26 protein-coding genes are annotated in these 22657 nt (G+C 73.1%); 13 read left to right on the plus strand and 13 right to left on the minus strand.

Annotated features, from left to right (window positions below):
* Window positions 1–5: 5 nt before the first annotated feature.
* From C7456_RS04245 to C7456_RS04260, 3 genes are all read right to left on the minus strand, one after another.
* Window positions 6–1190 carry an FAD-dependent oxidoreductase gene (locus tag C7456_RS04245; protein ID WP_109722532.1) on the minus strand — a complete coding sequence of 395 codons (1185 nt, stop codon included), beginning with the start codon at window positions 1188–1190 and terminating at the stop codon, window positions 6–8.
* Window positions 1191–1201: 11 nt separating this feature from the next.
* A complete protein-coding gene (locus C7456_RS04250; protein ID WP_109722533.1) occupies window positions 1202–1684 on the minus strand; it encodes an FKBP-type peptidyl-prolyl cis-trans isomerase in 483 nt (160 codons plus the stop codon).
* Window positions 1685–2295: 611 nt separating this feature from the next.
* Complete coding sequence (locus C7456_RS04260; protein ID WP_109722534.1) at window positions 2296–2784, minus strand: glutathione peroxidase; 489 nt, start codon at window positions 2782–2784, stop codon at window positions 2296–2298.
* A gap of 151 nt (window positions 2785–2935) precedes the next feature.
* On the opposite strand from C7456_RS04260, the gene C7456_RS04265 reads away from it, so the two are divergent.
* The 3 genes from C7456_RS04265 to C7456_RS04275 are packed head-to-tail and all read left to right on the plus strand — an operon-like array spanning window position 2936 to window position 5487.
* Window positions 2936–3946 (plus strand): methionine ABC transporter ATP-binding protein, encoded by a 1011-nt coding sequence (locus tag C7456_RS04265; RefSeq protein ID WP_109722535.1) that lies wholly within the window; start codon window positions 2936–2938, stop codon window positions 3944–3946.
* Window positions 3943–4635, plus strand: a complete 693-nt coding sequence (locus tag C7456_RS04270; protein ID WP_109722536.1) for a methionine ABC transporter permease — start codon at window positions 3943–3945, stop codon at window positions 4633–4635. The genes C7456_RS04265 and C7456_RS04270 overlap by 4 nt, the downstream gene beginning before the upstream one ends.
* A 57-nt stretch (window positions 4636–4692) precedes the next feature.
* Complete coding sequence (locus C7456_RS04275) at window positions 4693–5487, plus strand: MetQ/NlpA family ABC transporter substrate-binding protein (RefSeq protein ID WP_109722537.1); 795 nt, start codon at window positions 4693–4695, stop codon at window positions 5485–5487.
* A 148-nt stretch (window positions 5488–5635) separates the two neighbouring features.
* Here C7456_RS04275 and pncB read toward each other — a convergent pair whose 3' ends face one another.
* Window positions 5636–6820, minus strand: coding sequence for a nicotinate phosphoribosyltransferase (gene pncB / locus C7456_RS04280; protein ID WP_109722538.1), 1185 nt, complete (start codon window positions 6818–6820; stop codon window positions 5636–5638).
* Window positions 6821–7138: 318 nt separating this feature from the next.
* Here pncB and C7456_RS04285 point away from each other — a divergent pair, with 318 nt between their 5' ends.
* Window positions 7139–7945 carry a cytochrome c gene (locus C7456_RS04285; protein WP_109722539.1) on the plus strand — a complete coding sequence of 269 codons (807 nt, stop codon included), beginning with the start codon at window positions 7139–7141 and terminating at the stop codon, window positions 7943–7945.
* Between the two features lie 7 nt (window positions 7946–7952).
* Here the strand turns inward: C7456_RS04285 and C7456_RS04290 are convergent, their stop codons facing one another.
* The 3 genes from C7456_RS04290 to C7456_RS17455 form a co-directional block, all read right to left on the minus strand.
* Complete coding sequence (locus C7456_RS04290; protein ID WP_109722540.1) at window positions 7953–8975, minus strand: aminopeptidase; 1023 nt, start codon at window positions 8973–8975, stop codon at window positions 7953–7955.
* A gap of 75 nt (window positions 8976–9050) precedes the next feature.
* A complete protein-coding gene (locus tag C7456_RS17450) occupies window positions 9051–9425 on the minus strand; it encodes a hypothetical protein (RefSeq protein WP_109722541.1) in 375 nt (124 codons plus the stop codon).
* Between the two features lie 111 nt (window positions 9426–9536).
* Complete coding sequence (locus C7456_RS17455; RefSeq protein WP_170211487.1) at window positions 9537–9749, minus strand: hypothetical protein; 213 nt, start codon at window positions 9747–9749, stop codon at window positions 9537–9539.
* Here C7456_RS17455 and C7456_RS17460 point away from each other — a divergent pair.
* Window positions 9739–10338, plus strand: a complete 600-nt coding sequence (locus C7456_RS17460) for a hypothetical protein (protein WP_245889762.1) — start codon at window positions 9739–9741, stop codon at window positions 10336–10338. The two genes, C7456_RS17455 and C7456_RS17460, sit on opposite strands and share 11 nt — an antisense overlap.
* 37 nt (window positions 10339–10375) lie before the next feature.
* Here C7456_RS17460 and C7456_RS04305 read toward each other — a convergent pair whose 3' ends face one another.
* Window positions 10376–10978, minus strand: coding sequence for a rhomboid family intramembrane serine protease (locus C7456_RS04305; RefSeq protein ID WP_109722542.1), 603 nt, complete (start codon window positions 10976–10978; stop codon window positions 10376–10378).
* A gap of 148 nt (window positions 10979–11126) precedes the next feature.
* Between C7456_RS04305 and C7456_RS04310 the strand changes: the two genes are divergently transcribed.
* Window positions 11127–12008, plus strand: a complete 882-nt coding sequence (locus C7456_RS04310) for a PhzF family phenazine biosynthesis protein (protein WP_109722543.1) — start codon at window positions 11127–11129, stop codon at window positions 12006–12008.
* Entirely contained in the window at window positions 12005–12499 is a 495-nt protein-coding gene (locus C7456_RS04315) for a YaiI/YqxD family protein (RefSeq protein WP_109722544.1), read from the plus strand. The genes C7456_RS04310 and C7456_RS04315 overlap by 4 nt, the downstream gene beginning before the upstream one ends.
* A gap of 280 nt (window positions 12500–12779) precedes the next feature.
* On the opposite strand, the gene C7456_RS04320 is transcribed toward C7456_RS04315, so the two are convergent.
* Window positions 12780–13658, minus strand: coding sequence for an NAD(P)-dependent oxidoreductase (locus C7456_RS04320; RefSeq protein ID WP_109722545.1), 879 nt, complete (start codon window positions 13656–13658; stop codon window positions 12780–12782).
* Between the two features lie 101 nt (window positions 13659–13759).
* Window positions 13760–14938, minus strand: a complete 1179-nt coding sequence (locus C7456_RS04325; protein ID WP_109722546.1) for a BaiN/RdsA family NAD(P)/FAD-dependent oxidoreductase — start codon at window positions 14936–14938, stop codon at window positions 13760–13762.
* A gap of 216 nt (window positions 14939–15154) precedes the next feature.
* Between C7456_RS04325 and C7456_RS04330 the strand changes: the two genes are divergently transcribed.
* A complete protein-coding gene (locus tag C7456_RS04330) occupies window positions 15155–15637 on the plus strand; it encodes a YajQ family cyclic di-GMP-binding protein (RefSeq protein WP_109722547.1) in 483 nt (160 codons plus the stop codon).
* On the opposite strand, the gene C7456_RS04335 is transcribed toward C7456_RS04330, so the two are convergent.
* Genes C7456_RS04335 through C7456_RS04345 form a run of 3 tightly spaced genes read right to left on the minus strand, consistent with a single transcriptional unit; the run spans window position 15634 to window position 17130 of the window.
* Window positions 15634–16143, minus strand: a complete 510-nt coding sequence (locus C7456_RS04335) for a hypothetical protein (protein WP_109722548.1) — start codon at window positions 16141–16143, stop codon at window positions 15634–15636. The genes C7456_RS04330 and C7456_RS04335 overlap by 4 nt on opposite strands.
* A gap of 7 nt (window positions 16144–16150) precedes the next feature.
* Entirely contained in the window at window positions 16151–16846 is a 696-nt protein-coding gene (locus tag C7456_RS04340) for a DUF1345 domain-containing protein (protein WP_109722549.1), read from the minus strand.
* 8 nt (window positions 16847–16854) lie between these two features.
* A complete protein-coding gene (locus C7456_RS04345; RefSeq protein ID WP_109722550.1) occupies window positions 16855–17130 on the minus strand; it encodes a GNAT family N-acetyltransferase in 276 nt (91 codons plus the stop codon).
* A gap of 118 nt (window positions 17131–17248) precedes the next feature.
* Here C7456_RS04345 and C7456_RS04350 point away from each other — a divergent pair, with 118 nt between their 5' ends.
* The 5 genes from C7456_RS04350 (at window position 17249) to C7456_RS04370 (ending at window position 22215) form a co-directional block, all read left to right on the plus strand.
* The gene (locus C7456_RS04350) at window positions 17249–17677 is read left to right on the plus strand and encodes an OsmC family protein (protein ID WP_109722551.1); all 429 of its coding nucleotides are present in this window, start codon (window positions 17249–17251) and stop codon (window positions 17675–17677) included.
* Window positions 17678–18031: 354 nt separating this feature from the next.
* Entirely contained in the window at window positions 18032–18691 is a 660-nt protein-coding gene (locus tag C7456_RS04355; RefSeq protein ID WP_109722552.1) for a PadR family transcriptional regulator, read from the plus strand.
* On the plus strand, window positions 18684–19133 hold the full coding sequence (locus C7456_RS04360) for a Fur family transcriptional regulator (RefSeq protein WP_109722553.1): 450 nt from the start codon (window positions 18684–18686) through the stop codon (window positions 19131–19133). Before C7456_RS04355 ends, C7456_RS04360 begins: the two co-directional genes overlap by 8 nt.
* An 82-nt stretch (window positions 19134–19215) precedes the next feature.
* Entirely contained in the window at window positions 19216–20004 is a 789-nt protein-coding gene (locus C7456_RS04365) for a siderophore-interacting protein (protein WP_109722779.1), read from the plus strand.
* 90 nt (window positions 20005–20094) lie between these two features.
* On the plus strand, window positions 20095–22215 hold the full coding sequence (locus tag C7456_RS04370) for an AsmA family protein (RefSeq protein WP_109722554.1): 2121 nt from the start codon (window positions 20095–20097) through the stop codon (window positions 22213–22215).
* Window positions 22216–22657: the final 442 nt, after the last annotated feature.

A 22657-nucleotide genomic window follows, 5' to 3' on the forward strand; every position in this document is an offset into this window, starting at 1 on the left:
GGCGCTCAGCGCCACCACGCCCGCTTCGTGCCGGCGAGGATTTTCAGCATCTGCCCGCGCGCCAGCGGCAACCGCCCCAGCGGGCCGAAGGCCAGGTCGCGCAGGCGCGCGAGGCCGTCGCGCTCGGACTGGAACAGCGGGGTCAGCCAGCGGCTCAGGCGCTGGTAGACGTCCAGGTGCCGGCGCCGCCCGCGCGCGTAGGCGCGCAGCGCATCGGGCAGCCGCGCATGCGACGCCAGCGCGCCGGCCAGCGCCTGCGCGTCCAGCAGCGCCATGTTCACGCCCTGCCCCAGCTGCGGGCTCATCGCGTGCGCGGCGTCGCCGAGGAACGCCACGCGCCCGCGGAACGGCACCGGCATCACCACGTCGCGGTAGCGCGCGCGCTGCAGCTGCCCGGGCGCCTCGACGCCGGCGAGCAGCGGCTCCGCCTCCGGCCACAGCGCGGCCACGCGCCCGCGCAGCCGCGCGAGCGCGGCATCGTCGAAGCGCTCCAGCGCATCGCCGTGCAGGCTGAAGTAGAAGGTCAGCCAGCGGCCGTCATGGTCGCTGCGCCGCCCCACCGGCAGCAGGCCGATCATCTCGCGCGCCCCGGCGTAGCGCTGCTGCAGCACGCCGGCATGCGGCCAGTCCCCGGCCGGCAGCAGGCACCACAGCGCGCCCCAGGGATACACCGACTCGCGCCGCGCCAGTCCCGGCAGGCTTGCGCGCAGGCGCGAGTGCGCGCCGTCCGCGGCCACGACCAGGTCGAACGGGCCGTGGGCGCCGCCGGCCTCGTCGTACAGCACGCCGGCCTCGGGATCGACCCGCGCCATGCGCACGCCCGTGCGGACCCGTCCCGCATCGGGGTAGGCATCGCGCAACAACGCGAACAGGCTGCCGCGGGTCATGCCCAGCCCGAAGCAGCCGGGCGCGTGGTCGGCGTAGCGCATGTCCATCACGCGCCGGCCCTGCGCGGTGCAGCCGTACAGGCGCTCGATGCGCTGGCCGTGTTCCAGCGCGCGCTCGCGCAGCCCAAGCCGCGCCAGGACCTCCAGCCCGGTCGGCTGCAGCAGGAAGCCGGCGCCGACCGGGCCGGGCACGGCGGCCTGCTCGAACACGCTCAACTCGTGGCCTTGCGCGGCCAGAAACAGCGACGCCGCCTGTCCGGCGGCGCCGTAGCCCACGATGGCGATGCGCAGGCGTCCGTGCATGCGCGGACGGATCAGTGCTGGTGGCCGCCCGGGCCGTGCACGTGGCCGTGCGCCAGCTCCTCGTCGGTGGCCGCGCGCACGTCGGTGACCTCGATGGCGAAGTGCAGCGGCTGGCCGGCCAGCGGGTGGTTGCCGTCCACGTGCACGGTGTCGCCTTCCACCGCCGTCACGGTGACGCTGAAGGTGCCCTGCGGGCCGCGGCCCTGGAACTGCATGCCGGGCTGGATGTCCTCCACGCCCTGGAAGGCCGCGCGCGGCACCTGCTGCACCAGCTCCTCGTGGCGCACGCCGTAGCCTTCCTCCGGCGCCACGTCCACCTGGAACTGGTCGCCGGCCTGGCGGCCTTCCAGCGCCTTCTCCAGGCCCGGCACGATCTGGCCGTTGCCGTGCAGGTAGGTGAGCGGGCCGCGGCCCTCGGAACTGTCGATCACCTGGCCGTCGTCGTCGGTCAGGACATAGTTGAAGGAGGCGACGGTGCGCACTGCGATCTGCATGGAAAAATCGTCCGGTAGCGGTGGAGGAAACCGGCGATCCGCACCGGCACGAGAGCGGCAAGCCTAGCAGATCGGCCCGCCACGCCAGAATGAATCTCCCGTTCAATCCCCGTGTCGCACGCCCGCCGCGCCGCTGGCCGGCTGGCGGCGGCACGCCGCCGGACCCCGATGCCGTCATGCGCAAGGGCGGCTTGCCGATGCCCAGCGACCGGACCGCCCGCCGTCGACGCAATGCGGGGCGAACGGCCCGCTCCACGCGCACCCGCGACAGGCCGCGAGCGTCTTTGGCCGTCCATGGAATGGACAGGCGTCCATCGCGTTTCGCCCGGCCCGATGGCCGCCGCGGCGACCCGACGGAAGATCGCCGGCTACCGGCGAGGCACGCCCGATGAACCCCTCACTTCAAGGCAAGCATGCGCTGGTCACCGGCGGCTCCCGCGCCGTCGCGCTCGGCCTGGCCGCGGCCGGCGCGCGTGGCGTTCGGCCACGTCGTCAGCGAGGCCGGCCGCTGGATGACCGCGCAGAACATCGGCGACGGCGGCGGGGCCTTCCAGTGCCGGGGCGGCGCATGCCTTCCTGCGCGAGCGGGAGCGGCGCCAGCTTCCGGCGGCTCAGGCGGGCGGCAGGTGCGCGGCGAGGTCGCGGCCGATCTTCTCCGGCGTGTCGGTGGGCGCGTAGCGCCTGACCACCTGGCCGTCCGGACCGACCAGGAACTTGGTGAAGTTCCACTTGATCGCCTCGCTGCCGAGGATGCCCCTGCCCTCGCTCTTGAGCCACTGGTACAGCGGGTGCGCGTTCGCGCCGTTCACCTCGATCTTGGCGAACAGCGGGAAGCTGACCTCGTAGCTGGTGGAGCAGAAGTTCTTGATCTCCGCCTCGTCGCCCGGCTCCTGGTGGCCGAACTGGTCGCAGGGGAAGCCCAGCACGGCGAAGCCGCGGTCGCGGTACTCGCGCCACAGCGCCTCCAGCCCGGCGTACTGCGGGGTGAAGCCGCACTTCGAGGCGACGTTGACGATCAGCAGGGTCTTGCCGCGCCACTCGGCGAGCGGACGCTCGTCGCCGTCGATGTCGCGGGCGGTGAAGTCGTAGACGCAGGTCATGGGTCCGGCCCTCGCGCGAAAGCCCCAGCCTGCCCCGCGCGGTGCCGCCTTGCAAGCGCCGCCGGCATATCGATATGCCGCGCGGACGTATGGATGTCCGCACCCTATGGGTTAGCCTAGAATGCCCGCTCCATCCCGATCCGGGCCCGCCGTGATCCGTTTCCTCGACGTCCACAAGTCCTACCGCGTCGGCGGCCGGGACGTGCCCGCGCTTGAGCCGTTCAGCCTCGACATCGCCGACGGCGAGGTGTTCGGCATCATCGGCCATTCCGGCGCCGGCAAGTCCACGCTGATCCGCCTGATCAACCTGCTGGAGCGCCCCAGCGGCGGCCGCGTGCTGATCGGCGACGTCGACATGACCGCGCTGGACGAGCCCGCGCTGCGCGCGCAGCGCCGGCGCATCGGCATGATCTTCCAGCACTTCAACCTGCTCGGCTCGCAGACCATCGCCGACAACGTGGCCTTCCCGCTGCGCCTGGCCGGCGCGCGCGACGAGGCGGCGATCCGCGCGCGCGTGGCCGAGTTGCTGGCGCGGGTGGGCCTGGAGGCGCACGCGGACAAGTATCCCGCGCAGCTCTCCGGCGGCCAGAAGCAGCGCGTGGGCATCGCCCGCGCGCTGGCCAACCGGCCCTCGATCCTGCTGTGCGACGAGGCCACCAGCGCGCTCGACCCGCAGACCACCGCCTCGGTGCTGGACCTCCTGGCCGAGATCAACCGCGAGCTCAAGCTCACCGTCGTGCTGATCACCCACGAGATGGACGTGGTGCGCCGCGTGTGCGACCGCGTGGCGGTGCTCGACGCCGGCCGCATCGTCGAGCTGGGCGCGGTGGCCGACGTGTTCCTGCATCCGCGGCACCCGACCACGCGGCGCTTCGTCGAGGAGGCGCTGCCCGAGGAGGCCGCCGCCGGCGAGGCGCCGTTCGCGCGCGTGCCCGGCCGCATCCTGCGCCTGTCCTTCCGCGGCGCGGCGACCTGGACGCCCACGCTCAGCCGCGTGATGCGCGAGACCGGGGTGGACTTCAACATCCTCGCCGGGCGCATCGACCGCATCAAGGACCTGCCCTACGGCCAGCTCACCCTGGCGCTGGAGGGCCGCGACGTGGACGCCGCGCTGGCCGCGCTGCGCGGCGCCGGCATCGAGATCGAGGAACTGCCGCGATGACCGCGCCGCTGCTGACCACGCTGTTCCCCAACATCGACGACTGGGCCGAGCTCGGCCAGGCCTGCCTCGACACCCTGCTGATGCTGGGCGGCTCGCTCGCGCTCACCGTGCTGCTGGGCCTGCCGCTGGGCGTGCTGCTGCACCTCACCGCGCGCGGCCAGCTTGCGCCGATGCCGCGGCTCAACGCCGCGCTGGCGTTCGCGGTGAACGTGCTGCGCTCGGTGCCCTTCATCATCCTGATGATCGTGCTGATGCCGGTGACCTACTTCCTGGTCGGCACGCGGCTGGGCATCCGCGGCGCGATCCCGCCGCTGGTGATCGGCGCGGCGCCGTTCTTCGCGCGGCTGGTGGAGAGCGCGCTGCGCGAGGTCGAGCACGGCGTGGTCGAGGCCAGCCAGGCGATGGGCGCCAGCACCTGGCAGATCGTGCGCCACGTGCTGCTGCCGGAGGCGCGCGGCGGGCTGATCGCCGCGGTCACCGTCACCGCGATCGCGCTGGTCGGCTACACCGCGATGGGCGGTGCGATCGGCGCCGGCGGCCTGGGCGACCTGGCCTACCGCTACGGCTACCTGAGCTACAAGTCCGACTACATGCTGGTCACCGTGGCGCTGCTGGTGGTGCTGGTGCAGCTGATCCAGGCGCTGGGCGACTGGCTGGCGGCGCGCAGCGCGCGGCGCCGCGGCCGGTAGTTTGCCATTGGACGTCCAGACGTCTATTCTGCTGTGCAACGCGCAAGGAAACCCGCCATGAAGCTCCTGCTCCCCGCCCTGCTCGCCCTCGCCTCGCTGGCCCTGCTCGCCGCCTGCGCCGGCGGCCGCGACGCGAACCGCCTCACCGTGGCGGCCACCGCCGTGCCGCACGCGGAGATCCTGCGCCAGGTGAAGCCGCTGCTGGCGAAGGAGGGCGTGGACCTGGAGATCAAGGTGTTCGCCGACTACGTGCAGCCCAACCTGCAGGTGGCGGACAAGGCGATCGACGTCAACTACTTCCAGACCAAGCCCTACCTGGACGTGTTCAACCGCGAGCACAAGACCGACCTGGCGATCGTGACCGGCGTGCACATCGAGCCGTTCGGCGCCTACTCGCGCAAGCACAAGCGCATCGACGAGCTGCCCGACGGCGCCAGCGTGACCCTCCCCAACGACCCCAGCAACAACAGCCGCGCGCTGCTGCTGCTGGCCAAGCACGGGCTGATCGCCCTGAAGAACCCCAACGACGAGCTGGCCACGCTGAAGGACATCACCGCGAACCCGAAGCACCTGCGGTTCCGCGAGCTGGAATCGGCGATGCTGCCGCGCACGCTGGACGAGGTGGACCTGGCCCTGATCAACACCAACTACGCGCTGGCCGCCGGCCTCAACCCGACCCGCGACGCGCTGCTGATCGAGGACAGGGACTCGCCCTACGTGAACTACCTGGTCGCCCGCCCCGACAACAAGGACGACCCGCGCGTGCAGAAGCTCGCCAGGGCGCTGACCAGCCCCGAGGTGAAGGCCTTCATCGAGCAGAAGTACCAGGGCGCGGTGCTGCCCGCGTTCTGATCACCGCGTCTGCCTCCATCTCCCCTCCCGGGAGAGGGCCGGGGTGAGGGGCCGGGGCCCGCGGGAAAGCCCATCGACCCTCAGCGCTTCCACAAGACTGCCCCCTCATCCCAGCCTTCTCCCCAAAGGGGAGAAGGCGCCAGAAGCGTTAGCCCTGCTCCGCTGGAATCCCGAACACCTGCCGCAGGTAGGCCACGTAGGCCGGGTCCTCGCACATGTTCTTGCCGGGCGAGTCGCTGAGCTTGGCCACCGGCTGGCCGTTGCAGCGGACCATCTTGATCACGATGTTGAGCGGCGTCGGCCCCACGTCGTTGGTGAGGTTGGTGCCCACGCCGAAGGCGAGCTGGCAGCGGCCGCGGAAGTGCGCGTAGAGCTGCATCACCTTCGGCACGTCCAGGCTGTCGCTGAACACCAGCACCTTGTTGCGCGGGTCGACGCGGTTGGCCCGGTAGTGCGCCAGCATGCGCTCGCCCCACACGAACGGGTCGCCCGAGTCGTGGCGGGTGCCGTCGAACAGCTTGCAGAAGTACATGTCGAAGTCGCGCAGGAAGGCGTCCAGGCCGTACACGTCCGACAGCGCGATGCCGAGGTCGCCGCGGTATTCCTTCGCCCACGCCTCCAGCGCCGCCACCTGCGAGTCGCGCAGGCGCGGGCCCAGCGCCTGGTGCGCCTGCAGGTACTCGTGCGCCAGCGTGCCCAGCGGGGTGAGGCCCAGCTGGCGCGCCAGCCACACGTTGCTGGTGCCGGCCAGCTGCGGGCCGAGGCCCTCGCGCAGGGTGGCCGCCACCTCCTCGTGCCAGGCGCGCGAGAAGCGCCGCCGCGTGCCGTAGTCGGCGATGCGGCACTCGCGGTAGTCGGTGGCGTCGCGCAGCAGCGCGATCTTCTCGCGCAGGCGCCGGCGGCCCTCGGCCAGGTCCGGTTCCGGGTGCGTGTTGCGGAAGTACACCTCGTTGACGATCGCCAGCAGCGGCACCTCGAACAGGATGGTGTGCAGCCACGGCCCGCGGATGCGGATCTCGATCTCGCCGTTGCCGGCGGCGGCCGGGAAGATCTCCACGTACTTGGCGTTGAGCCTGAACAGGCCGAGGAAATCGACGAAGTCGCTCTTGATGAAGCGCCAGCCGCGCAGGTAGTCCAGCTCGTCCTCGGCGAAGCGCAGCGAGCACAGGCCGGCGAGCTCGTCGCGGATCTCGTCGATGTACGGCACCAGGTCGACGCCCGGCGTGCGGCACTTGAACCTGTACTCGACCTGCGCGGCCGGGTACTGGTGCAGCACCACCTGCATCATCGAGAACTTGTACAGGTCGGTGTCGAGCAGGGAGGTGACGATCATCGTGGGCTCGCGGCCATCGCGGGGGAAGTCCGATTATCGGCGTGGCGGGCCGCGCCTGGCGAGCGCGCAAATAAAAACCCCGACAGCCAGGGGAGTAGCTGTCGAGGTTTTGTCAGGCCGGCGCATTAGGGGGAAGAGGGGCCGACCCCTCGGCGGCGCGATGTTCTGCCCCGCCTCCTGTCGCCTCACGGCGATACGTGATGGTTAGTGTGGACGCCGCCGCGGGAGTTCAAGGGGCCGGCCGGTCCGGTTCAGCTGCCGGCAAGGTCGCGGCCGACCGGCTAGGATGGCCGGCGCCCGCCGCTCCCCCGAACGCCCATGAGAACCCTGCTCGCCTGCCTGCTGCTGTGGTGCCCGCTGCTGGCCGCCGCCGAACTGAAGGTCGACCTGGGCCATGGCGCGACCGTCTACCGCACCGCGCAGCTGCTGGCGCGCCCGGAGCTGCGCGAGATCGTGGTGCCGGGCGACGTCGTGTTCAAGCGGACGATGCGCTACCGCGCCCTGCCCGTCGCCGCGCTGCTGCGCGGCGTCGGCCCGGACGACCAGCTGCAGTTCGTCGCCGCCGACGGCTTCGCCGCGGAAATCCCCGCCGGCCTGGTGCTCGGCCGGCACGGCAGCCGGGCCTGGCTGGCGGTCGAGGACCCGGCCCGTCCCTGGCCCGCGCCCGCCGAGGGCAAGCCCGGCATCGGCCCGTTCTACCTGGTGTGGACCGACCCGCAGGCCGCCGGCATCGGCCCCGAGCAGTGGCCCTACCAGCTCGCCGCGATCCGCCGGCTGCCGGGCCCGGCCGCGCGCTTCCCGGCGATCCTGCCCGATCCCGCGCTGCCGCCCGACAGCCCGGTGCGCCGCGGCTTCGCGGTGTTCCAGCGCAACTGCTTCGCCTGCCACACGCTCAACGGCGAGGGCGACGCCCGGCTGGGGCCGGACCTCAACATCCCGCACAACCCCACCGAGTACCTGCCGGCCGGCCTGCTGCGCGCCTTCATCCGCGACCCGCAGTCGCTGCGCCGCTGGCCGCAGGCGAAGATGCAGGGCTTCCCCACCCGGCGCGAGCTGTCCGACGCCGACCTCGACGCCCTGCTCGCCTACCTGCGCCACATGGCCGGGCGCAAGCGCACGCCCTGACTGAGCCTCAGCCGCGGGGCGCCTCGTCCAGCAGGCGCCGCAGCGCCTGCTCCCGCGCCGCGGCCGGCTGCCGCGCCAGCGCGCGCACGCCGGCGTAGAACGCCGGCCACTGCGCTTCGGACCGGCGGAACAGCGCGGCGAAGGCCGGCATCCAGCGGTCGTACAGGCCGAACGGCAGCAGCCGCGCGTTGTTGATCGGTGCGGCCACCCAGGCGTCGTAGCGGTGGTCGCCGGGCCAGTGCGCGTCGCGCCACTGCGCGTAGCGCGCGCGGAAGGCGGCGATCTCGGCCTGCTTGGCCGCGTCCAGCGCGGCCGCGCCGCCGCCGCGCGCGTAGGCGGCGCGCAGGCGCTCGCGCAGGTCCAGCACCAGCGCGGTGAAGCCGTCGTCCATCGCCTGCGCCCTGCCGTCCGGCGGCGGCAGGCCGCGCGCGGCGCGCCATTCGCGCAGGCCCTGCTCCTGCACGAAGCTGGCGAAGGACTCGTTGAAGGCGCTGTCGCCCTTCACGTAGATCAGCTGGTGCGCCAGTTCGTGGAAGATCGTGGCGGCCAGTTCGTCGTCGTCCCAGCGCAGCATGCTGGAGAGGATCGGGTCGGCGAACCAGCCCAATGTGGAATACGCCGGCACGCCGCCGACCCACACGTCGTCGCCCTGCGCGCGCAGCCGCTCCGCCCGGGTCCGCGCCAGCGCCTCGTCGAAGTAGCCGCGGTAGGCCACGCAGCCGGCGATCGGGAAGCACTGCGGCACCGCCTCCACCGAATGGCGCGGCGTGGCGAACACGTTCCACACCACGTAGGGCCGGTGCAGGTCGACGTAGCGCGTGTAGCTGCGGTTGTCGGGCAGGCCCAGCCGCCGCGCGGCGAAGCGGCGCGCGTCGAGCGCCAGCGCGAGGCGCCGGGCCAGCGCCGGATCGGTGCGCGGGTCGCGCAGCAGGCGGTCGATGCGCTGGCGGTGCAGCAGCAGCTCGCCCTGCCCGTGCGCGACGTGGGCGTAGTAGCGCAGGCTGGCGCAGCCGGACAGCAACAGGCCCATCGCCGCGAGTGCGATGAGCCTGGTCCGTGGACGTGTCGCGGCATGGGGCGGCATGCCGCGATTGTGCCTCAGCCGTCAGCGGTGGTTGCCGCCGTGGCCCGGCCAGCCGTGACCGCCATGCCCGCCCGGCGGGCCGCCGTGGTAGCGGCCGCCGCCGTGCCAGTCGCCATGGCCATAGCCGTAGGGACGATGGTAGTAGCCGCCGTGGTAGCGGTAGCGCGGGCCGCCGTACCAGACGCCGCCGACCGCCACGCTCGCGCCGGGCGCCCAGCAGCAGCCGTAGTAGTAGCCCGGCGCGTAGTAGTAGCCGTCGTCGTAGACCGTGGCGCCGTAGTAGGCGTCGCCGCCGTAGGCGCCGCCGCGCACGTAGCTGTAGCCCGGGTCGTAGTAGCAACCGGAGAGCGTCGCCGCCGCGAGGACGAGCGCGCCGCCGGCCAGCAGGCGTTTCATGGTCCACCTCCTCGGTGATGCCGGTCCACGCTAGGCCCGCCCGCTTGAATCCGCCCTGAGCCCGGGCCGCCGTGCCGGCGCGCGTTCACCCGCCGGCACGGCGCGGGCGCGTCAGTCCTTGCCGCGGTCGCCGAAGTTGTGGCCGAACGGCAGGTTCCCGCCGGGCGAGGGCGTGCTCGACGGCACGTGGCCCGCCGACCCGTTGTCGGGCCGCGCCTGCTGCGCCGCGCCCGGCCAGTTCGGCCCCTGCCGCACGCGTTCGCGCTTGGCCTGCAGCAGGTCCTGGATGTGCGCCACGGCCTCCTCGGGGCTGATGTGCTTCACCGGCTCGGGCCGGGCCGGCCTGCGCGCGGCGGCGGCCGGGCGCGGCGGCGACGGCTTGCGTGGCGCGGGACGCGCCGCCGTGCCGCCCGTCGCGCGGCGGATGGCGGCCTTCTTCGCGGGCGCCTTGCGCGCGCCGGCCGCCTTGGCCGGGCGGGATGCAGTGGCCGCCTTGCGCGCGGTCTTTCCGGCGGCCGCCTTCTTCGCGGTGGGCTTGCCCGCAGCGCGGCGCGGCGCCGCCTTGCGGGAGGCCAGCTTCTTCGCGGCCGCTTTCCTCGTGGCGGTCTTCCTGGCGGCGGTCTTCCCGCCGGCGGCGGCCTTGCGCACCGCCTTCTTCGCGGCGGTCGCCTTGCGCGCGACCTTCCTCGTCGCCGCCCTGCGGGCGGTCGTCTTCTTCGCCGCCTTCTTCGCGGCGGGGCGTTTCGCGGCCGTCTTGCGCGCGGCGGCCTTCTTCGTCGCCGGGGCCTTGCGCGCTGCCGTCTTCCTTGCCGCGGATTTCTTCGCGGCCGACTTGCGGGTCGTAGCCATGCGTGGGTACTCCTGCGGTGGTCGAGGTGCGGGGCGCATACGCTCGCCCCGCGCCCAGCATTAGCACCGCGCGGATGTACCCGCGATGAGCGCGCCGCCCCTCAGAAGCGCGGGCTGGACAGCTGCGCCAGGAAGTGCGACAGCACCGGCGGATACACCAGCAGGGTGAAGGCCACGCCGTAGGCCGCGCCCCACAGGTGCGCGCTGTGGTTGACGTTGTCGCGCCCGCTGCGGTCCATGTAGATCGAGTAGGCCACGTACAGCACCGCGTAGAGGATCGCCGGCATCGGCAGCACGAACACGATGATGCGCGACCACGGCGCCAGCAGGATGAAGGAGAACAGCACCGCCGACACCGCGCCGGAGGCGCCCAGGCTGCGGTAGGCCGCGTTGTTGCGGTTCTTCAGGTAGGTGGGCAGGATCGAGACCACCAGGCCGCCGAGGTAGAACAGCAGGAAGCCCAGCGTGCCCAGCCGCGCCGTGTAGAAGCCCTCCATCACCCGGCCGAAGAAGAACAGCGTGAGCATGTTGAAGAGCAGGTGGCCGAAGTCGGCATGCACCACGCCGTAGGTCACCAGCCGGTGGTACTCGCGGTGGCGCTGGATCGCCGGCGGCCACAGGATCAGGTCGTCCATCAGCCGCCGGTTGTTGAGCGCGATGAACGAGACGATGCAGGTGACGGCGATGATGGCCAGGGTGATCATTCCGGCGTAGCCCTTGCTGAAGACGCGAAGCGCGCATCTTGGCCGGACCACGCCGGCTTGTCGACCGTGCCCGTGCTGCCGCCGGCGTCTCCCGGCCGCTATGATGCGCGGCCACGCTCCTTTCCCCACTCCCCTCTCCCGGCGCCCCATGGACCCGATCCGCTACCTGCATCTGGACGTCTTTGCCGCCACGCCCGGCGGCGGCAACCACCTCGGCGTGGTGACCGACGCGCGCGGCTGGAGCACGGCGCGGATGCAGCGCTTCGCGCGCTGGACCGGCCTGGTGGAGACGGTGTTCCTGCTGCCGCCGGACGATCCGGCCGCGCACTACCTGGTGCGCATCTTCACCCCGCACAAGGAAATCCCCTTCGCCGGCCACCCCAGCGTGGGCAGCGCGCACGCCGTGCTGGAATGCGGCCTGGCGCGGCCCGCGGACGGCCTGCTGTGGCAGGAATGCGGCGCCGGCGTGCTGCCGATCCGGGTCGAGGGCGCCGGCGCGGACCGCGTGCTGCTGCTGAAGTCGCCCGGCGAGCGCGTGCTGCGCACCGGCCTGGACGCGCACCCGCTGCTGCCCGCCGCGCTCGCGGGCGTCGAGCGCGGCGCGCTGCCGCCCGCGCTGGTGGACGGCGGTCGCCGCTGGTGGCTGGCCGAGTGCGCCGACGAGGCCGCGCTGCGCGCCTGGCGACCCGACCACGCGGCGATCGGCGCGCTGGCGAAGGCCAGCGACAGCATGGGCCTGTGCGCCTTCGCGCGCGGCACGCAGCCCGGCTACCCGCTGGTGGTGCGCGCCTTCCCCGCCGGCGTGGGCATCGTCGAGGACCCGGCCTCCGGCGCCGCCAACGGCCTGATCGCCGCCTACCTCGCCCACGCCGAGCCGCACGGCCCGCTGGCGCGCGGCTACACGGTGAGCCAGGGCCGCGAGATCGGTCACGACGCCGCGCTGACCGTGCGCATCGACGGCGCCGACGTCTGGGTCGGCGGCCGCGCGCGCACCGTGATCGACGGCCGGCTGCACTGGGACGCCGCGTGAGCGGCGAGCCCGCCGCCGACGGCGACGCCGCGCCGCAGATCTGGGTGGACGCCGACGCCTGCCCGGCGCCGGTCAAGGAGATCCTGTTCCGCGCCGCCGAGCGCGTGCCGGTGCGGGTGACGCTGGTGGCCAACCAGTTCCTGCGCACGCCGGCCTCGCGCCGGGTGCGGGCGATCCAGGTGCCCGGCGGCTTCGACGCGGCGGATGCCGAGATCGAGCGGCGCGTGCGCGCCGGCGACCTGGTGGTGACGCAGGACATCCCGCTGGCCGCGGCGGTGATCGCCAAGGGCGCGCTGGCGCTGCACCCGCGCGGCGAGCTCCACACCGCCGAAACCATCGCGCAGCGGCTGTCGATGCGCAACTTCCTCGACGAGCTGCGCGGCGCCGGCGTGGACACCGGCGGCCCGGCCGCGTTCCACCCGCGCGACCGCCAGGCCTTCGCCAACAGCCTCGACCGCTGGCTGGCCCGGCTCGGGCGTCCGCCGCGCTGAGCAGTTGCCGAGCCCCATCGCGGACCGCGCCACGGCCAAGCGCGTGCCCGTGGAAGAACGCATGCTCACGGGAACTCGTCATTCCGGCACAGGCCGGAATCCAGTCAAGACATGTCCCGCACAACGGGCAAAATTTCTTTGTTTGAGTATTTCGCAGGCATCCGCTACTGGATTCCGGCCTGCGCCGGAATGACGTCGAGGAGATCCCGGAAGAACACGCCAGTCCACAGGCCTCGTGCCCGAACCCAACGCGCCGGGCACCGGCCAGGCGGCGTCACCCCTAGTCGCCGAGATGCGCGCGCCGCGCCGCCACCTCGGCCAGGACCGACCAGTCCACGTCCTCGTCGCCGGCGGCCAGCGCCTCCAGCAGGCCGTCGCGCAGCACGCCGGCGAAGGGCATCGGCACGCGCGCGGCCTCGGCCGCCGCCTGCGCCAGGCCGATGTCCTTGTAGCCCAGCGGCAGCGCGAAGCCGGCCGGCTTGTAGCGCCGCTCGGCGATCGGCTTCGCGTAGCCCTGGTAGGCCGGCGCGGCGAACAGCGTGGCGGTCATCACCTCGAGGAAATCCGCCGCGGCCACGCCGTGCGCGCGGGCCAGCGCGCTGGCCTCGGCCATGCTCTCGATGGCGGCGGCGAGCATGAAGTTGCCGGCCAGCTTCACCACGTTGGCGCGCTCGGGCGCCTCGCCCAGCGGCCACACCTTCGCCGCCATCGCCTGCAGCAGCGGCCGCACCTTTTCCACCGAAGCGGGCACGCCGGCGGCGAGGATGTTGAGCCTGCCCGCGGCGGCCACGTCCGGGCGGCCGAACACCGGCGCGGCGACGTAGCCCAGGCCGCGCCGCGCGTGCGCCTCGGCCAGCTCCTTCGCCAGCGCGAGCGAGATGGTGGCGTGATTGACGTGCACGGTGCCGGGGTCCATCGCGTCGAGCAGGCCGCCGTCGAGGAACACCTCGCGCACCGCGGCGTCGTTGGCCAGCATGCTCAGCACCGCCTCGCCCTGCACGGCGCGGTCGGCCGTGCGGACCACCTTCGCGCCCAGCGAGGCGAGCGGCTCCGCGGCCGCCGGCGAGCGGTTCCACACCGTCACCGCGTGTCCTGCCGCGACCAGGTTGCTGGCCATGGCGCTGCCCATCGCGCCCAGGCCGATGAAGCCGACTTTCATGCCGATCCTCCGTTGTCGAAAGTGTGGGGCCCTGGACATCCGTCATCGCGGCCCGCCCCCATGCAAGGGAGCACACCCCGCGTCGGCGCCGCGCGAAAAGGCTAGGCCGCCTCGCCCGCCGCGTGGCCGGAAGCCCACGCCCACTGGAAGTTGTAGCCGCCCAGCCAGCCGGTGACGTCGACCACCTCGCCGACGAAGTACAGCCCCGGCACCCGCTTCGACTGCATCGTGCTGGAGGACAGGCCGTCGGTGTCCACGCCGCCCAGCGTCACCTCGGCGGTGCGGTAGCCCTCGGTGCCGCTGGCGACGACCGGCCAGTCGTGCAGCCGGTGGCCGATCTCGCGCAGCTCCGCCTCGCGGTACTGGCGCATCGGGCGGCTGCCGAACCAGACCTCGCACAGCCGCTGCGCGAGCCGGCGCGGCAGCAGGTCGGCCAGCACGTTCTTCAGCTCCGCCGCCGGGCGCGCCGCGCGCTGCGCGGGCAGCCAGTCCGCCGCCTCGGCGTCCGGCGCGAGGTCCAGGCGCAGGTCGTCGCCGGGCTGCCAGTACGAGGAGATCTGCAGGATCGCCGGCCCGCTCAGCCCGCGGTGGGTGAACAGCAGGCCGGCGCGGAACGCGCGCTTGCCCACCCGCGCCCCGGCCTGCGGCAGCGCCACGCCGGCGAGGTCCTGGTAGCGCTCCAGGTGCTTGCCGCTCAGCGTCAGCGGCACCAGCCCCGCGCGGGTGGGCCGCACCGCGTGGCCGAACTGCCGCGCCAGCGCGTAGCCGAAGCCGGTGGCGCCCATGCTGGGGATCGACAGGCCGCCGGTGGCGACCACCAGCGACTCGGCGTGCACCTCGCCGCGCACGGTGAGCACGGCGAAGCCTTCCTCGGTCTTCCGCACCCGCTCCACCGCGCAGGAAGTCTCCACCCGCGCCCCCGCCGCCGCGCACTCGTCCAGCAGCATGCGCACGATCAGCTTGGAGGACTCGTCGCAGAACAGCTGGCCCTGCTCCTTCTCGTGCCAGGCGATGCGGTGCTTCTCCACCAGCGCGATGAAGTCGGCCGGGGTGTAGCGCGCCAGCGCCGACTTGGCGAAGTGCGGGTTGGCCGAGAGGTAGCAGGCGGGGGCGACGCCGAGGTTGGTGAAATTGCAGCGCCCGCCGCCGGACATCAGGATCTTCTTGCCCGGCTTGTTGGCGTGGTCCACCACCAGCACGCGGCGGCCGCGCCGTCCCGCGGCGATCGCGCACATCAGGCCGGCGGCGCCTGCGCCGATGATCAGGACGTCGGTTTTCATCGGGTGGCGAAGGGGGAACGGGGGAGCATTATAGGGACGAGGGACGAGTAGCGAGGGCGCAAGCCCGAAGACCGCGGTCGTCCGCCATCCGCAAGCCGGCGCGACATACGATTTCCGCGCCCTCGCTGCTCTCTACTCGCCGCTCACTCCTCGCCTCTCTTCCCCTCCACCCCGCCGCACCGTAAATTCGCAGCTTCCTCCCCGCCGAGCCCCGCCATGCCCTCCTTCGACGTCGTTTCCGAGGTGGACAAGCACGAGCTGACCAACGCCGTGGACCAGGCCAACCGCGAGCTGGCCAACCGCTTCGACTTCCGCGGCGTGGACGCGAAGTACGAGCTGGACGAGTCGGTGATCGCGATGAGCGCGCCCAGCGAGTTCCAGCTGCAGCAGATGCTGGACATCCTGCGCGGGCGGCTCACCGCGCGGAAGATCGACATCCGCGCGCTGGACGCCGCCGACCCGGAGGTGAACCTGGGCGGCGCGCGGCAGAAGATCACCGTCAAGCAGGGCATCGAGCAGGCGGTGGCGAAGAAGCTGGTGGCCGAGCTGAAGGCGGCCAAGCTCAAGGTCGAGGCGCAGATCAACGGCGACAAGCTGCGCGTCACCGGCAAGAAGCGCGACGACCTGCAGCTGGCCATCGCCGTGCTGCGCAAGGCCGAGGTGGACCTGCCGCTGCAGTTCGACAACTTCCGCGACTAGCCGCCCGTGCGCCGCAGTCGCGGCAGCGCGGCGCTGGCCAACGGCAACAGCACCATCGCCAGACAGAACCAGATCGACGCTTCCCACAACAGGCCGGGCGTCGGATGGTCGAGCTCGACCGACGCGATGAGGGACAGCTGCAGCGCCATCCAGAACAGCATGTGCTCCACCCGCAGCAAGGAGGGTGCCGCTCGCAGCCGCGGCGGTGTCGGCCCTACCGTGATGAGGCACCGGCGCCAGAGCAGGCCCGCCCTGAGTCCGAGCTCTGCCAGCAGCAGCATCAGCGCCGCCAGGTAAAAGCGCGCATGCGCCGGTGGTACGCCGCCGTGGCGGTCCTGCAGCCGATCCCGGGCAAGTTCGAAGACGAGCAGCGCGTTGGCCAGGCCGAACCAGGCGAGCAGGCGGCGTGGCGGCAGCCGGAAGGCCCGCAGCCTGCCGTCCCGCATCGGGCGGCCAGGCCGGAAGAATCGGTAGCCGGCCCCCTCTTTGCCCTCGATCACGAACATCGCGGTCTCAGCCCTGGCTCGCCACGATGTTCACGCTCAGCGCGATGATGAACACGTTGAAGAAGAACGCGATCACGCTGTGCAGCAGCACCACGCGGCGCAGGTAGCGGCTGGTGATCTGCACGTCGGAGACCTGGAAGGTCATGCCGATGCAGATGGCGAAATAGGCGAAGTCCCAGTAGTCGGGCTTGTCGGTCTTGGGGAAGTCCAGCCCCTGGTGCTGCACGCCGTAGTCGCCGTAGTAGCCGTGCGCGTAGTGCAGGGCGAACATCGTGTTGATGAACAGCCACGACAGCACGATGCTGAGCGCGGCGCCGGCGATGGCCGCCGCGCCGCCGGCCCTGGCGCTGTGCAGCTCGGCGCCCAGCGCCACCATCACCACCGCGGCCAGCACCACGCTGCTCCACAACAGGCCCCAGCGGCCGGTGTCCTGCGCCAGCGCCTGGTCGCGCATGTGCGCCGGGGTGGAGTGGTTGAACAGCAGGACCAGCCCGGCCAGGAACACCAGCGCGCCCAGGTCGAAGCCGAACAGCACCGCGCTGACCGGATGCACCCCGGCCCACGTCAGCGCGCCCGTCGCCAGCACGAACACCGCCGCGGCCACGCTCAGCCGCGGCCGCTGGTGGAAGAAGCGCACCGGCCAGCGGCGGCGCGGCGGCGCCGGGCCGCCGGCGGGTGCGGACTTGTCGCCGGGCGCGGACATGGCCGGGCTCAGGCGCGCAGGTCGTCGAATTCCGGGTGCCGCTCCATCCACGCCGCGGCGTAGGAGCATGCGGGCACCACCTTCCAGCCCTGCCCGCGCGCGGCCGCCAGCGCGTGCCGCACCAGCTCGCCGGCGATGCCGCGTCCGCCCACCACGGCGGGCACCAGGGTGTGGGTGATGGTCATGACCTGGCCGGCCAGCCCGTACTCGAGCACGCATTGCGCGCCGTCCACTTCGGCGACGAACCGCTGTCCGGCCGCATCGTGGCGGATCTCCAGGGCCATACGCTTCTCCCGCTCGGCGAAAGCCGCAGCATAACCCGCCGGCGGCCGCGCGCGGCCTTCGCGCCGCCTGCATGCGGGCCGGCGGACACTGCGGCTTTCGCCACGGGAGACACGCGCCATGAAGCAGCAATTCGCCTCCGCCGTGTGGAACGGCGGCCTGAAAGACGGCCAGGGTTCCATCTCCACCGAGACGGGCGCGCTGCGCGACGCGCCATATGGCTTCCAGTCGCGCTTCGAGGACGGCCCCGGCACCAACCCGGAGGAACTGCTCGGCGCGGCCCACGCCGCCTGCTTCAGCATGGCGCTGTCGCTGGGGCTGGAACAGGCCGGGCTGAAGGCGGCGCGGATCGAGACCCGCGCGACGGTGACGCTGGACAAGGCGGGCGACGGCTTCGCCATCACCGCCATCGCGCTCGCCTGCCGCGCCCGCGTGCCCGGCGCCGACGCCGAGACCTTCCGCCGGATCGCCGAGGCGACCAAGCAGGGCTGCCCGGTGTCCAAGGCGCTGCGGCCGCCGATCACGCTGGACGCGGCGCTGGAGGACTGAGGGCCAGAGCCCTCACGATCTCCCCGTGCCCTCCGGAGTGATCTGCGCGCGGGTCAGAGAAGCACGGAAGGTGCGCGGGGAAGCGCCATGGATGGCGCCAGCTTCGAGGCGCGAGGAGTGGACGCCGGTCCGCGATGGCGCGGCATGGCGGGAAGCGGGCGGTGTGACCCACGGCGCGCGCAACCTCCACACCCACCCGCGCTTCATCCCGCCGACCTTCCCGGCGCTCTTCCCCGGAAGATCTTGAACAGGCTCCGAGGCACGCCCCAGCCTGCCGGGTACGGGCGGGAGTTGCATTCCGATATGATTGAGATATATCGTAAGACACGACCTCACGATATATCGGATTCAGCCATGCGCATGCACCACCTGTTCTTCCGCTCCCTGCGGCACCGCCATCACCCCTTCTGCGACGACCGCGCCGCGTTCGACGCCGACCGCCACGAGCGCCACGCCGGCCGCCACCACGGCCCGTTCGGCGGCCGCCACGGCGGCGACTTCCTCGGCGGCTGGGACGAGCTGCGCGGCGGCGGCCGTCGCGGCGGCGGCCGCATGTTCGGCCACGGCGACCTCAAGCTGCTGCTGCTGGCGCTGATCGAGCAGCAGCCCCGCCACGGCTACGAGCTGATCCGCATCATCGAGGAGATGTTCCACGGCCACTACTCGCCCAGCCCCGGCGCGATCTATCCCACCCTCACCATGCTGGAGGAGCTCGGCTATGCCGAGGCGCGCAGCGAGGCGGGCGGCCGCAGGCTCTACTCGATCACCGACGCCGGCCGCGCCTTCCTGGAGGAGAACCGCGCGGCGGTGGAAGCGGTCACCGCGCGCACCGAGCACAGCGCGCGCATGGCCGCCAGGATGGCCCTGCCGATGGGCGTGCGCAAGGCGATGCACGCGCTCAAGCACGCGCTGCTGATGCGCGGCGCGGACTGGAACAAGGCCGAGGCGCAGCGCGTGGCGGCGATCCTGGAACGCGCCGCCGCCGAGATCGCCGGCGGACGGAGCGATGACTGAACCCGGCCGCCTCGAAGCGCGCTGCCGCGCGGCCGGCCTGCGCCTGACCGCGCCGCGGCGGGCGCTGCTGGACGCGCTGCGGCGGGCCGACGCGACGGTCGACGCGGTGGCCCTGCTCCAGGCCGCGCAGCGCCAACACGCGGAGCTCCGCCTGGGCACGGTCTACCGCTTCCTGCGCGAGCTGGAGCGGCTGGGCCTGGCGCACGCCGAGGCGCAACCGCACGGGCGCATGCGCTGGCGCCTCGCCGAGGCCGGGACGGCGGACGACGGCGCCGTGCTGCGGCGGATGCACGACTTCCTGCACGAGCTGGAAGCGCTCGGCCTCGCTGCGCCGGCGACGGACGTCCCGCCCCCGGCGCCCGATCCCACCCTGCGGCTGCTGCAGCAGGTCGCCGCCCGCCTCGGCTACCGGCTGGCGCCGCTGCAGCCACCCGCCTACTGAGCCGGCGCCGCCGGCGTCCGCGCCTGCCCGGCGGGACGCGGCCCCGCAGCCGGCGCCCGCATTCCAGATGGAGACGATGCCGATGACCGAACATGCCCACCGCGTGCTGCGCCACCCGGTCGTGCTGCGCACGCTGGACGTGCTCCGCGTCGAACGCCTCACCCCGCACATGCAGCGCGTGGTGTTCGGCGGCGAGCAGCTGCGCGGCTTCCACAGCCCCGCGCCGGACGACCACGTCAAGCTGTTCTTCCCCAACCGCCACGGCGAGTTCGTGACGCCCACGCTGGGCCCGAACGGCCCGGAATACCCGCCCGGCCGCGAGCCCTCGCCGGCGCGCGACTACACCCCGCGCCGGCACGACGCCGCGCGCGGCGAGCTGGCCATCGACTTCGTGCTGCACGGCGACGGCCCGGCCTCCACCTGGGCCGCGCAGGCGGCGCCCGGCCAGCGCCTGGTCGCCGGCGGGCCGCGCGGCTCCTTCGTGGTGGCGGACGACTTCGACGCCTACGTGCTGGCCGGCGACGAGACCGCCCTGCCCGCGATCGGCCGCTGGCTGGAGGAACTGCCGGCCCGCGCCCGCGCGATCGTGCTGGCCGAGATCCCCGAGGCCGCCGACCGCCAGCCGCTGCCTTCCGCGGCCGCGGTCGAGGTGACCTGGCTGGAGCGCGATGGCGCCGACGCCGCGGCCGACGGCCCGCTCGAACGGGCCCTGCGCGCCCTGCCCGCGCCGCGCGGCGACGCCTTCTGGTGGATCGCCGCCGAGTCGCGCCGCGCCCGCGCGATGCGCCAGTACCTGCACGACGAGCGCGGCGTGCCCAAGGACTGGCTCAAGGCCACCGGCTACTGGAAGGCCGACGCGGCCGCGCCGTGAACCCCGCCTAAAGCGGCGCGGCCGCCAACACGGAATCTTGTCGCGCGCCACGCTATTGCTTTGCCGTGTCGCGCACGCAAGGAGACGGGCTTGGCCGGTCGCAGTCGCATACGCAAATGGCTGGCGTGGATCGCGGGCGCGCTGCTGGCGCTGGTCGCGCTGGCGGTGCTGGCGCTGGCGCTGTTCGACTGGAACCGCGCCCGTCCCTTCATCGACGACAAGGTGAGCCAGGCGCTCGGCCGCCCGTTCACCATCGCCGGCGACCTCTCCGTGGACTGGCGGCGCGACCGCGACGCCGGCGGGCTGGCCGCGCTGGTGCCCTGGCCGGAATTCACCGCGCGCGACATCCGCATCGGCAACCCGGACTGGGCGGCGCAGCCGCAGTTCGCGCGCCTGGACGCGCTGCGCTTCCGCCTCGCGCCGCTGGCGCTGCTCGCGCACCGCGTCGAGGTGCCGATGCTGCAGCTGGTGCAGCCCGCCGTGGACCTGGAGCGCGACGCGCAGGGCCGCGCCACCTGGGACTTCGCGCTGCCGCAGGGCGGCGCGCCGTCCGCGTGGAAGCTCGACCTGCGGCGCATCGGCTTCGATCGCGGCCGCATCGCGCTGGACGACGCGCTCGGCCAGGTGAAGCTCGCGGTGGAGGTGACCCCGCTGGCCGGCCCGATCCCCTACGACCAGCTGGTCGCGCAGGCATCGGACGAGGCGCGCGCGGACGCCAGCCAGTCCGCCGGCGCCGCGGCGGGCAAGACGCTGGCCGGCCAGGCGCCGCGCGACGAGCGCGTCGGCAACGCCCGCGGCGACCTGCGCTACCTGTTCGGCTGGACCGCGCAGGGCAGCTACAAGGGCGCGCCGGTCAAGGGCAGCGGCCGCACCGGCGGCATGCTGGCGCTGCAGGACGCCAGCCAGCCGTTCCCGCTGCAGGCGCGCGTGCGGATCGGCGACAGCCGCATCGCCCTGGTCGGCACGCTCACCGACCCGCTGCACCTGGGCGCGCTGGACGTGCGCCTGTGGTTCGCCGGCAGCAGCATGGCCAAGCTCTACGCCATCACCGGCGTCACCCTGCCCGACACGCCGCCGTTCGCCACCGAGGGCCACCTCACCGCGCAGCTCAGGCGCGGCGGCAGCCGCTATGGCTACCACGGCTTCCGCGGCCGCGTGGGCGGCAGCGACCTGGCCGGCGACCTCGACTACGTCACCGGCGGCGCGCGCCCGAAGCTGAGCGGCAAGGTGCAGTCCAGGCTGCTGCGCTTCGCCGACCTGGCGCCGCTGATCGGCGCCGACTCGAACGCGCAGAAGCAGCAGCGCGGCGACGCCACGCCGCAGCCGGCCGACAAGGTGCTGCCGGTCGAGCCGTTCCGCACCGAGCGCTGGCGCGCGATGGACGCCGACGTCGCCTACGCCGCGGCGCGCATCGTGCACGGCGAGGGCAGCGTGCCGGTGGAGGCGCTGGACACCCACCTCACGCTCGACGACGGCGTGCTGGCCCTCTCCCCGCTGCGCCTGGGCCTGGCCGGCGGCACCGTGGACGGCCGCGTGCGCCTGGACGGCAGCGCCGCGCCGATGCGCGGCGCGCTGCAGCTGCACGCGCGCCACCTCAAGCTGAAGCGGCTGTTCCCCACCTTCCAGCCGATGCAGACCAGCCTGGGCGAGATCAACGGCAGCGCCGACCTCAAGGCGCAGGGCAACTCGGTGGCCGCCCTGCTCGGCAGCGCCGACGGCGGGCTGAAGCTGCTGATGAACGACGGCGCGATCAGCCGCAACCTGCTGGAGACCGCCGGCCTCAACGTGGGCAACATCGTGCTCGGCAAGCTGTTCGGCGACCGCACCGTGAAGATCAACTGCGCGGCCACCGACCTGGCGGCCGAGAACGGCCGCTTCGCCACGCGCCTGTTCGTGTTCGACACCGACGACGCGGAGATCGACGTGGACGGCACCGTGGACTTCGCCAGCGAGAAGCTGGACCTGGACGTGCAGCCGCACACCAAGGGCTTCCGCGTGCTCTCGCTGCGCTCGCCGCTGTACGTGCGCGGCACGCTGAAGAAGCCCGACGTGGGCGTGCACGCCGGCCCGCTGCTGGCGCGCGGCGCGGGCGCGGTGGCGCTGGGCGTGGCCGCGGCCCCGGCCGCCGCGCTGCTGGCGATGGTGGCGCCCAGCCACGGCGACGGCGACGACGGCACCTGCCGCAAGGTGCTGGCGAAGATGCGCCGATGATCCCCGCGCCTCACCATCTCCGCGAACCACGCCGCGCGACAGCTCCCTCTCCCCTCCGGGGAGAGGGCCGGGGTGAGGGGACACCCTCGCCTCGACGCCCGTCATGGCCAGCGGCTTCCACGCCCGGGCTTCCGCGGCCCCAACGTTTCTCGCCAGACCGGCCCCTCACCCTAGCCCTCTCCCCGGAGGGGAGAGGGAACTGGGCCTGCTGATCCCGAGCGCCAACCTCCATACGCGATAGCCCCCTCTCCCCTCCGGGGAGAGGGCAGGGGTGAGAGGACACCCTCGCCTCGACGCCCGTCATGACCAGCGGCTTCCATGCCCGGGCTTCCGCGGCCTCAACGTTTCTCGCCAGACCGGCCCCTCACCCTAGCCCTCTCCCCGGAGGGGAGAGGGAACTGGGCCGAGGCATGGATGGCGAGCCACTCAAGGCCACCACTCG

Source organism: Fulvimonas soli (assembly GCF_003148905.1).
Classification (GTDB): Bacteria; Pseudomonadota; Gammaproteobacteria; order Xanthomonadales; family Rhodanobacteraceae; genus Fulvimonas; species Fulvimonas soli.

Bases quoted from the DNA above. Each gene is read 5' to 3' on its own strand.
- C7456_RS04245 (WP_109722532.1), bottom strand. From the start codon at position 1,190: ATGCACGGACGCCTGCGCATCGCCATCGTGGGCTACGGCGCCGCCGGA.
- C7456_RS04250 (WP_109722533.1), bottom strand. From the start codon at position 1,684: ATGCAGATCGCAGTGCGCACCGTCGCCTCCTTCAACTATGTCCTGACC.
- C7456_RS04260 (WP_109722534.1), bottom strand. From the start codon at position 2,784: ATGACCTGCGTCTACGACTTCACCGCCCGCGACATCGACGGCGACGAG.
- C7456_RS04270 (WP_109722536.1), top strand. From the start codon at position 3,943: ATGACCGCGCCGCTGCTGACCACGCTGTTCCCCAACATCGACGACTGG.
- C7456_RS04275 (WP_109722537.1), top strand. From the start codon at position 4,693: ATGAAGCTCCTGCTCCCCGCCCTGCTCGCCCTCGCCTCGCTGGCCCTG.
- pncB (WP_109722538.1), bottom strand. From the start codon at position 6,820: ATGATCGTCACCTCCCTGCTCGACACCGACCTGTACAAGTTCTCGATG.
- C7456_RS04285 (WP_109722539.1), top strand. From the start codon at position 7,139: ATGAGAACCCTGCTCGCCTGCCTGCTGCTGTGGTGCCCGCTGCTGGCC.
- C7456_RS04290 (WP_109722540.1), bottom strand. From the start codon at position 8,975: ATGGGCCTGTTGCTGTCCGGCTGCGCCAGCCTGCGCTACTACGCCCAC.
- C7456_RS17450 (WP_109722541.1), bottom strand. From the start codon at position 9,425: ATGAAACGCCTGCTGGCCGGCGGCGCGCTCGTCCTCGCGGCGGCGACG.
- C7456_RS17460 (WP_245889762.1), top strand. From the start codon at position 9,739: ATGTGCTTCACCGGCTCGGGCCGGGCCGGCCTGCGCGCGGCGGCGGCC.
- C7456_RS04305 (WP_109722542.1), bottom strand. From the start codon at position 10,978: ATGATCACCCTGGCCATCATCGCCGTCACCTGCATCGTCTCGTTCATC.
- C7456_RS04310 (WP_109722543.1), top strand. From the start codon at position 11,127: ATGGACCCGATCCGCTACCTGCATCTGGACGTCTTTGCCGCCACGCCC.
- C7456_RS04320 (WP_109722545.1), bottom strand. From the start codon at position 13,658: ATGAAAGTCGGCTTCATCGGCCTGGGCGCGATGGGCAGCGCCATGGCC.
- C7456_RS04325 (WP_109722546.1), bottom strand. From the start codon at position 14,938: ATGAAAACCGACGTCCTGATCATCGGCGCAGGCGCCGCCGGCCTGATG.
- C7456_RS04330 (WP_109722547.1), top strand. From the start codon at position 15,155: ATGCCCTCCTTCGACGTCGTTTCCGAGGTGGACAAGCACGAGCTGACC.
- C7456_RS04335 (WP_109722548.1), bottom strand. From the start codon at position 16,143: ATGTTCGTGATCGAGGGCAAAGAGGGGGCCGGCTACCGATTCTTCCGG.
- C7456_RS04340 (WP_109722549.1), bottom strand. From the start codon at position 16,846: ATGTCCGCGCCCGGCGACAAGTCCGCACCCGCCGGCGGCCCGGCGCCG.
- C7456_RS04345 (WP_109722550.1), bottom strand. From the start codon at position 17,130: ATGGCCCTGGAGATCCGCCACGATGCGGCCGGACAGCGGTTCGTCGCC.
- C7456_RS04350 (WP_109722551.1), top strand. From the start codon at position 17,249: ATGAAGCAGCAATTCGCCTCCGCCGTGTGGAACGGCGGCCTGAAAGAC.
- C7456_RS04355 (WP_109722552.1), top strand. From the start codon at position 18,032: ATGCGCATGCACCACCTGTTCTTCCGCTCCCTGCGGCACCGCCATCAC.
- C7456_RS04360 (WP_109722553.1), top strand. From the start codon at position 18,684: ATGACTGAACCCGGCCGCCTCGAAGCGCGCTGCCGCGCGGCCGGCCTG.
- C7456_RS04365 (WP_109722779.1), top strand. From the start codon at position 19,216: ATGACCGAACATGCCCACCGCGTGCTGCGCCACCCGGTCGTGCTGCGC.